Genomic DNA, 6550 nt, shown 5'->3' on the forward strand with positions numbered 1-6550 from the left:
CGCCCATCGCGACGTGCGCGGCATCCTCCAAGATACGGAAAAACTCACCTCCCAACTCGATCGCGAAGCCAGCGCGTTTGAAGATGATATTGATGCGAAGCGATCGGGTTTATCCCATGTGGTAGGGGAACTTTCCGAATCGAAACAACAAGCGGTTCTCGAACTTCAAACCCAGGTTGCCGATGCCCGCAATGCCTTGGAAACCCTCGAATCTAACTTTGCTACAGAACTTGAAGGATTGCGCGACCGCACGACAAAACGAGAAGGAGAAATCCTCGAACATCTAGAAACTTTAAAAGCAGAAATAGCTCCCCAATTTTCTCAAGTTCACACCGAACTCGTCGATCGCAAAGACGAAATTTTTGGAGATTGGGAAACCCTCAGCAAAGAATTTGAACCGCACCTCCATCACCTGCAAACGGAAGCGGAAGAAACCCAAACTCGGGTTCTAAAAAATATCGAAAGTCTCAGTCAAGAATTTGCACCCAAACTGTCGCAACTGCAAGAAGAAGCGATCGAGAAAAAAGAGACAGTTCTCGAAAAATTAGAAAGTTCGATCGCCGAAGTGACCCCCCAACTGGAACAATTAAAAGAAGAATACGACTCACAAAAAGAAGAATTTGTCAAGCATTTAGAGCGATCGCAAACTGACTTCGATAGTCAACTGTTCGATCTCCAAGCCAACGCCCACAAACAGCGAGAGAGCGTTCTCCAAAACCTAGAAGCCCAAAGCGCCGAGTTTGCCCCGCAACTGTCTCAACTCCAGGCAGACGTTGCCCTAAAACGAGATGAAGCCCTCCGAGAAATCGAGCGATCGGGTGTTGATTTTGCTGCCCGCCTTTCTAACTTGCAAGTAGAAGTTCAGAAACAGCAGGAAACGAGCCTGGAAAATTTGCAAAATTTGGCAGAAGAATTTACGCCCAAACTATCAGCGTTAGAAGGAGAAATTTATCAAAAGAAAGACTCGGTTTTGCAAACCTTCCACCAGTTAGAAGAAGAATTCTTAGAACGTTTGGAAGCCTTGCAACAAGAAGCGCGAACTCAACGAGATTTAAGCTTAAACAATCTCGCCCAACTCGAATCGGAATTCGCTCCCCAATTTGCTGAAATTAAAGCCGCCGCAGAACAGAACGCCCACCTGCAAAAAGATGAAGCATTAGCAGAATTGACTCGATTGGGTGTGGAAATTCCCGCCGCTTTATCGCAATCGCAATCGCAAATTCAAACTCAACTCGATCGGGCGTTGCAACATGTCCTAGAACTGGAAAAAGAGTTAGCCCAACGGGTGGAAAAATCCAACGCCCAACTGCAAACCCAACAAACCCAAACCGAAGGCAGTCTCAAGCAACTCCAAGACGATGCTAGCAGCGAATTTTCTGAGTTGCGATCGGCCATTCGCACCCGCAAAGATTCCCTCCTGGCAAATATCGATAAACTCGAATCAACCCTCACCGAACAACTCGAACAGGTGCAAACCGATGCCCGAGAGGAGAAAGGGAAGATTTTGGAGAAATTAGGCGAGATTTCCGCTACGGAGATTACCGAGTCGGCGTTAGGGGAAGTCCTCGAAAAAGTGCAAGCGATCGCCGAACCGGTGGAACGGTTGCAATCGAATCATCCCCGCCTGTTTCTGAATCCCGACGATTATATCGAACGGGGCGATCGGGCGTTTTCCCTGGGAGACTACGAAGAGGCCATTTCCGAATACGATCGGGCATTGGAATTGCAGCCGGAACGTTCTGGCTTGTGGCGCGCCAAAGGGAAGGCACTGTGGGAGATGCAGCGCTACGAAACTGCCATTGAAGCTTTCGATAAAGTCCTGGCAATGGAACCGGAGGATGCCGAAAGTTGGTACCATCGGGGCTTAGCCCTCAAGGAAATGAAACGCTACGAAGGGGCGATCGCCGCGTTTAATAAAGCCATTAAAGCCCATCCCGAAGATTATAAAGCCTGGTTCAATCGGGGCATGGCATTGGGGCGGATGAAACGTCACGAAGATGCGATCGCCTCTTTTGATAAAGCCCTCGAAATCGAACCGAGTTACTATCAAGCTTGGGTCGATCGGGGGGTAATCTTAGGGAAGTTGCAACAATCGGAGGCGGCGTTCGAGTCGTTTGACAAGGCGGTGCAAGTGCAGCCGGATAACGCCACGGCATGGCTGAATCGCGGCATGGCATTGCAGGTGTTGGAACGCTTCAAAGAGGCGGCGGAATCGTTCGATAAGGCGGTAGAATTTAACCCCGATTCTCATAAAGCCTGGAACTATCGCGGCTACGTGTCGATCAAACTCGAACGGGATGAAGATGCGATTGCCTCTTTCGATCGGGCGATCGAGTTGCACGCCGATTATGCTGCCGCCCATTACAATAAAGCCGTTTGTTACGCCTTGCAAGGTCAAGTGAGATCGGCATTGGGGAACTTGAAACGGGCGATCGATCTCGATTCGGGCTATCGCGAAGAAGCCCGCACCGATCCCGATTTCGTGCCGATTGGGGAAGACGAACGCTTTTGGCGACTGTTGCAAGAGTAGTCTGCCTAAATAAAATATCTCCCACAGTAAAGAGATGTTGGTAGGGGTCAACGACCGTTGACCCCTACGGTAGGTCTGTTATTGCCTAGAACATCTCTTACGTTTGCTCAATGGGTTCTTTTTGGGATGACCCGCCATTCCGCGTAGGCAACTTCGTCACCACCAAAAGAGTCGATCGAAACTTGACGTTCGGGCATTGGTTTCAAGGGCGCATCGATCGGATTGTACTGGCAGTGGCAAATCACCACCATATCGAACTCTCCCATCGGTATCTCCGGCGTATAGGTTTCCACTCGCGTCACCTCCCAATCCCCCGGTCGGTAATGAGTACTTGTACCGTGTTGGGATGAGTCGTGCAGTGCCTCCACACGAACAAATTCTGGGGGTCGATATCCCGGTTCGGGAATGGGTTTATTGGAGGAGTCAAAATGTTCGGCGAGGATGCGGGTGAGTCCTTGGGTATGTTGCAGCTTCCGTTCTTTCCAACCGGGTTGGCGTTTGTCGGCCCGAAATATGATGTATTTGCGCATTAGTTTTCCTCCTTATTCAACCGCGCGATCGTAATACTCCCACTGTTTGCTATACCGGATGTGAGATGAAATGGGGTGAAGAGAGGATTGTGGCGCATCTCATTCCATCCCACAGATGTTGACCGATCTCAATACAGGAGTAAATCAAATGACCGAATCCATGCTGAATGTTACCCTGACCCGATCTGCAATCGGACGAGGAACAATTGCAAGAAGCCACGGTGCGCCTCGCAGACGAAATGGGCGAAATCGAAAGGGTGAATGAGGTTTACCCCACTCCGGCAGCGGAAGTACCTGCCAATGTCAAAAGTATTGAGTGGCTTGCCCGATCGCACTTTTCTAAAATCGGAAAATCGATCGAACATCCTCTTGAAATTGATGGTGAAATCGAACACTTACCCGTTGTGGAATTAAATGAGATCGATCGCAGTCAATTTCGACTTTTTTTTCTCGAAGCGGTTGCGCTAAAAAGCGATCGCCTTTTAGAAAAGCTCACCGAACATATCGATAAAAATGAATACGATGAGGTAACGTATCGCTTGAGAAAGCTGCAAGAATTGCGCAAAGGGATTGAAAACCCAACGCATCAATTTCTAAGCGCGAGTTTAGATAAAATGAGAGATTAGAATAGAAGCAAATATTTATCGATCGAGGCGAGGAGAAATTGATGCAGACCGCAGAAGTGGGCGCAATCCGGTGGACGACGGAAGATTTGGTATTATTCGAGGGCGATCGTGCCAATCGTTACGAAATTATTGATGGAGAGCTATTTGTGACCCGAGCGCCAGATTGGAAGCATCAAGCTGTTTGCGGTAAAATTATCACGGCATTTAACAACTGTTCCGAGCTAGAAACTTTGGGACAAGCGGCTGTTATGCCTGGAATCATTTTCTGCGAGTCGAATAACGTGATTCCCGATGTGGTTTGGGCGAGCCACGATCGCCTCGAACAATTACTCGATGAATCCGGACATTTAGTGGGTGCGCCGGAATTGGTGGTGGAAGTGCTATCTCCGGGTCAGAAAAACGAACGGCGCGATCGAGAATCGAAGCTAAAGTTATATTCCGTGCAAGGGATTTTAGAATATTGGATTGTCGATCGATTCGATCGAACGATGGCAATTTATCGCCGCGAAAATGCCCGGTTGGAACTCGTTGCGACATTATACGAAAGCGATGAATTGACCAGTCCGATTTTACCGGGCTTTCGCTGTTCGGTTCGTCAGTTGTTTTGAAAGTCTTTGGAAACTCGATCTCCTCGTCCTATCGTTGCAATTGAGTCAGAACACCGTTAGGATAAAGTGAGCAATGGCGTGGCGCTTGAAACAGGTTAACCTCCGCCCTAGCAACCTTTACCATTGATAGTGTTGCACTTGATTATCGGCGGAATTGCGGCGACGGTGGCATCTTGCAAGGGTCGCAATTTGGAGTTGTGGAGCGAAATCGCCACGATCGAACTCGTTACTCGAACGTAAAATTTACTTTATCGATAGCCTCTAATTCTTATGTCCGATCGCGGTTGGAAGTCTTCACTAAATGAGTATGAAAAGTTTGTCAATAGCAAAAGTTACGATTCGGAATATTTGAGAAGAATCGGCTTACACAAAAATGTAATTGAATTAATCGAGAAATCGTCTGGAGGTAATTTACTAGACGTTGGTTGTGGTGATGGATGGATATATAAACATCTAAAAGAAAATCGGAAAGACTTTAATTATTTTTCGTGTGATGTTGCCGAGCCAATCGATAAAGAGTTTGTTAAAGCGGGTCAGTTTACCATTCAGGATATTAGAAGCTTACAATATCCCGATCGACAATTCGATCTTGTCGTCGCGAGTTTAGTGCTCATCTGGTTTTCTGAAATAGAAATGGCAGTAAGAGAGCTGTGTAGAGTATTGAAGACTGACGGTAGAATCATTGTCGCTTTAGTCAGTCCCTACTTCTATAGAACGGGTTATGTTGATTCAGAAAATAATTTCAAGGTGACGAGAGACTTGTCAAAAGATTTTATAATTGAAAATCATAAAATTTCTGGCGTAATTGGTTCTTTTAAATATTATTATCGACCGATGTACAAATATATAAATTTATTTATTAAAAATGGTGTTCAACTCGAAAATATATTTGATTGGTTTATTGATATTCAAAAATATCGTGAAGAAGTACTCATGAAGAAAGAGTCTAAAATAAAACGTACTGAAAAAGTACCGCTATATACTTTTCTAGAATTTCGCAAATCTTAAAAATATAGATCGAGTCTGTAGAGATGATTTTTGCAGTCGTGGTAATTCTGTGAATTTCAGCGATCGGGAAAGTTATAGAACAACCGAAAACACCATCCTCTAGAATCGAGCAAATAATCTTTCTTGCTCCCCTGCCATGACAAATACTGAGGTATAGTCAATTCTTGGATGTTAAAACCTTTACAGGAGTAAGACTTTGAGTGAGATTGCAATTCCCGGCTTACCCATCGATTCGAGTTTAATCGTGCCGTTAATGGTGTTGCACTTGATAATTGGCGGAATTGCGGCGGTTGTAGCATCTCGCAAGGGTCGCAATTTGGGGTTGTGGATCGCGATCGGGGCAATTGGGGGAACGCCTTCGTTGATTGCAGCGTTGTTACTCGAAGATAAGTCGTAGCGATCCAAACTCGAAGCAACACCGATACTCTGCGTTAAACTCGTAAATATTCCCACGCCCTCGCCTCCCATGTCCGTTGCCAAAGACCTCGCCAACTTGGACCACTCGCGCGATACACTGTATCCACCTGACGATTATCCACCTGGCGATTTTTACAGCGACGAACCGGAATTGGAAAGCGATCGGCACCTCCAACAAATCTTCATCTTACTGATGAGTCTCAAATGGCTGTGGCAAGACCGCAACGACTTCTACGCCACGGGAAATATGAGCGTTTACTACAGCCCCACTCGCACCAAAGCCCGAGATTTTCGCGGTCCAGATTTCTTCGTGGTTCTCGATACCGATGCCAAACTCAGAAAAAGTTGGGTGGTGTGGGAAGAGGGGGGGAAATATCCCAATGCGATCGTCGAGATTCTCTCGGAAAGTACGGCAGAAGTCGATCGTACCGGAAAGAAAATCCTCTATCAAAATACTTTCAAAACCCCCGATTACTTCTGGTTCGATCCCTACAGTTTTGAGTTTTGTGGGTTTACCCTCGTTGATGGTAAGTACGAAGCGATCGAACCCACCGCGCAAGGATGGCTGTGGAGTTCGCAATTGCAACTGTATCTGGGAATCCACCAGGAAAAATTACGCTACTTCACCCCCACAGGCGAACTCGTTCCCACTCCTGAAGAGGCAGCAGTATCCGAACGCCAGCAACGGCAATTGGCGCAACAGCAAGTCGAATCCGAACGCCAGCAACGGCAATTGGCGCAACAACAACTGCAACAACTTCAGGAACGATTGCGCGACATGGGAATCGATCTCGATGAGAGTTGACAAAATACAGTTAATGTGAAGTTGTT

The 6550-nt window shown here is 46.8% G+C and carries 7 protein-coding genes; 6 read left to right on the forward strand and 1 reads right to left on the reverse strand.

The genetic code is table 11. The features are described 5' to 3' along the window. On the forward strand, window positions 1-2530 hold a 2530-nt coding region (locus IQ235_RS15335; RefSeq protein ID WP_264322316.1), incomplete at its 5' end, for a tetratricopeptide repeat protein. Window positions 2531-2637: 107 nt separating this feature from the next. Here IQ235_RS15335 and IQ235_RS15340 read toward each other — a convergent pair. After that, window positions 2638-3060, reverse strand: coding sequence for a hypothetical protein (locus IQ235_RS15340; protein WP_264322317.1), 423 nt, complete (start codon window positions 3058-3060; stop codon window positions 2638-2640). Between the two features lie 206 nt (window positions 3061-3266). Here IQ235_RS15340 and IQ235_RS15345 point away from each other — a divergent pair, with 206 nt between their 5' ends. The 5 genes from IQ235_RS15345 (at window position 3267) to IQ235_RS15365 (ending at window position 6524) form a co-directional block, all read left to right on the forward strand. Further along, the gene (locus tag IQ235_RS15345) at window positions 3267-3686 is read left to right on the forward strand and encodes a hypothetical protein (protein ID WP_264322318.1); all 420 of its coding nucleotides are present in this window, start codon (window positions 3267-3269) and stop codon (window positions 3684-3686) included. Between the two features lie 41 nt (window positions 3687-3727). Beyond that, window positions 3728-4294 carry a Uma2 family endonuclease gene (locus IQ235_RS15350; RefSeq protein ID WP_264322319.1) on the forward strand — a complete coding sequence of 189 codons (567 nt, stop codon included), beginning with the start codon at window positions 3728-3730 and terminating at the stop codon, window positions 4292-4294. Window positions 4295-4564: 270 nt separating this feature from the next. Beyond that, window positions 4565-5302, forward strand: a complete 738-nt coding sequence (locus IQ235_RS15355; protein ID WP_264322320.1) for a class I SAM-dependent methyltransferase — start codon at window positions 4565-4567, stop codon at window positions 5300-5302. Between the two features lie 196 nt (window positions 5303-5498). Then, window positions 5499-5699 carry a hypothetical protein gene (locus IQ235_RS15360; RefSeq protein WP_264322321.1) on the forward strand — a complete coding sequence of 67 codons (201 nt, stop codon included), beginning with the start codon at window positions 5499-5501 and terminating at the stop codon, window positions 5697-5699. Window positions 5700-5768: 69 nt separating this feature from the next. Then, a complete protein-coding gene (locus tag IQ235_RS15365; protein WP_264322322.1) occupies window positions 5769-6524 on the forward strand; it encodes a Uma2 family endonuclease in 756 nt (251 codons plus the stop codon). The last annotated feature ends 26 nt before the right edge of the window (window positions 6525-6550 follow it).

Source organism: Zarconia navalis LEGE 11467 (assembly GCF_015207075.1).
GTDB classification, from domain to species: domain Bacteria; phylum Cyanobacteriota; class Cyanobacteriia; order Cyanobacteriales; family Geitlerinemataceae; genus Zarconia; species Zarconia navalis.

Coding starts and splice junctions, on each gene's coding strand:
- IQ235_RS15340 (WP_264322317.1), bottom strand. CDS start 3,060: ATGCGCAAATACATCATATTTCGGGCCGACAAACGCCAACCCGGTTGG.
- IQ235_RS15350 (WP_264322319.1), top strand. CDS start 3,728: ATGCAGACCGCAGAAGTGGGCGCAATCCGGTGGACGACGGAAGATTTG.
- IQ235_RS15355 (WP_264322320.1), top strand. CDS start 4,565: ATGTCCGATCGCGGTTGGAAGTCTTCACTAAATGAGTATGAAAAGTTT.
- IQ235_RS15365 (WP_264322322.1), top strand. CDS start 5,769: ATGTCCGTTGCCAAAGACCTCGCCAACTTGGACCACTCGCGCGATACA.